The organism is Bradyrhizobium agreste (assembly GCF_016031625.1).
Lineage (GTDB): Bacteria > Pseudomonadota > Alphaproteobacteria > Rhizobiales > Xanthobacteraceae > Bradyrhizobium > Bradyrhizobium agreste.
Window position 1 is genome coordinate 1 of the sequence record NZ_JACCHP010000054.1, and the last position, 2,305, is coordinate 2,305.

Sequence of the window (2,305 nt, forward strand, 5' to 3'; positions counted from 1 at the left end):
AGACCAATTTGCTCGCGCTCAACGCCACCATCGAGGCCGCCCGCGCCGGCGAGGCCGGCCGCGGCTTCGCCGTCGTGGCGAGCGAGGTGAAGTCGCTGGCGAGCCAGACCGCGAAGGCGACCGACGAGATCTCCTCGCATATCGCAGGCATGCAGGGCGCCACCGCCGAATCGGTTGCCGCGATCAAGGAGATCGGCGCGACCATCGGCCAGATCTCGTCGATCTCGACCTCGATCGCGAGCGCGGTGGAGCAGCAGGGCGCCGCCACCCAGGAGATCGCCCGCAGCGTCCAGACCGTCGCGCAGGGCACCCAGACCGCGGCCACCGATATCGGCGAGGTCAACCGCGGCGCCGCCGAGACCGGCTCGGCTTCGGAAGAAGTGCTGAACTCGGCCAAGACGCTGTCGAGCGAAAGCACCCGCCTTCGCGCCGAGCTCGACCGCTTCATGGCGAATATCAGGGCGGCGTAGTGAAGGCGCGCCCTACCAAATCCCTAACCGCCAGTTGCGGCGCCACAAATTTACTGCAGCTTATCCTTTGCCGGTTACCGTGCACATGAGTCGGGAAGCGGGCTGCTTCCCGGCTGCGCCTGGTTTTCCGCGAATGGAATGGGGTGGGGGAATGTCGGTGAAGTCCAAGTCGAGTCAATCGAAGTCGAAGCTGCCAACGCTGCGTTTTCGCGCAAAAATCATCCTCGGCTTCGTGGCGGTGCTCGCCATCCTCGCCGTCAGCATGGCGTTCGCCTATTTCGGCTTCGAGCGGATCGCTGGCGCCGTGGCCTCCTACCGGACCAGCGTGTCGGAAGCCGATCTGGCACGGACCGTCGATCGCGAGCTGATCGCCTATCAGGGGCTGGCCCGCGCCTATACCCTGACCGGCGCTGTGGATGACGAGACCGCAGCCAAGGCCGCTGAGGGAAATCTGAAGAACGCGATCGCCAAGTCGATGGCCGCGACGACGGGCGCGGCCCGCCGTGAGCAGGTCGGCAAGCTCGAAGCCGAATTCCAGAGCTTTGCGAAAGTCTTCAGCGAGATCATCACGCTGACGCGCGAGAACAGCAAGATCGCCGCCGACGAGCTCAACAGTGTCGGCAACAAGATCCGTTTCAAATTCGACGACCTCGCCGACACCGCGGCGCTGGCGGGCCTTGCCTCGGTGCAGACCACGGCCAAGGACATCACCTCGCAATATCTGGCGGTCTCCACCTCGGTCAGCGCCTTCGTGGCCAAGCCGGAGCCGAAGACCGCCGATGGCGTGATCGCCCGCATCAAGTTCCTGGAGACGCTGCTGGTCTCCATCTACGCGAACGACCAGAAGATCACCGATCGCGTCAAGGAGATCGGCGATCTCCTGAAACAGTACCGCACCTCGTTCGCAAAGCTGACCGAGAACGTGAAGGTCGTCGTCAAGCTGAACGGCGAGATGACAAAGACTGCGGCAACCATCCTCAAGCTCTCGGCCGAGCTGCGTTCGGATCTGACCGCCGACCAGCAACGCATCGAGGCGAGCGCCAATGCGACGATCGGAGAGACCGAGCAACTGATGCTGATGATGGCGCTGGGCGGGCTGGCGGTCGGCGTCGTGCTGGCCTTGTGGCTCGGCAACGGCATCTCGCGGCCGATGATCGCGATGTGCAAGGCGATGCGGGAGCTGGCCTCGGGCAATTTCGACGTCGTGCTGCCCGGCTTGGGGCGCAAGGACGAGATCGGCGAGATGGCCGGCGCGGTCGAGGAGTTCAAGATCCAGGCTGTTGCAAAAGCCGAGCGCGACGCCGCTGCCAGCGAAGTGCAGAACCGCGAGCAGGCGGCAAGCCGCCGCGCCGAGCTGATCCGCTTTGCCGACGATTTCGAGAGCGCGGTCGGCGCCATCGTCTCCAACGTCTCGGCCTCGGCCGTGCAGCTGGAATCGGCGGCCTCCACCCTGACCCGCACCGCCGAGACCACCCAGAGCCTGTCGAGCCAGGTCGCCGGCGTCTCCGAGCAGGCCTCCTCCAACATGCAGTCGGTGGCGACCGCGACCGAGGAGCTGTCGGCCTCGGTCGAGGAGATCGGCCGCCAGGTGCGCGATTCCAGCCGCATCGCCGAGGCTGCCGTGATGCAGGCCAAGGAGACCGACGGCCGCATCGGCAAGCTGTCGCACGCCGCCCAGCAGATCGGCGAGGTGGTCAAGCTGATCACCGCGATCGCCGAGCAGACCAATTTGCTCGCGCTCAACGCCACCATCGAGGCCGCCCGCGCCGGCGAGGCCGGCCGCGGCTTCGCCGTCGTGGCGAGCGAGGTGAAGTCGCTGGCGAGCCAGACCGCGA

2 protein-coding genes are annotated in these 2,305 nt (G+C 66.1%); both read left to right on the forward strand.

What is annotated here, in order from left to right; genetic code table 11:
- Positions 1-470, forward strand: a 470-nt coding sequence (locus tag HZZ13_RS36260; RefSeq protein ID WP_246504693.1) for a methyl-accepting chemotaxis protein, incomplete at its 5' end; no start/stop codon positions are given.
- A 151-nt stretch (positions 471-621) separates the two neighbouring features.
- Positions 622-2,305: methyl-accepting chemotaxis protein (locus tag HZZ13_RS36265; RefSeq protein WP_210349620.1), on the forward strand; the 1,684-nt coding region annotated here is incomplete at its 3' end.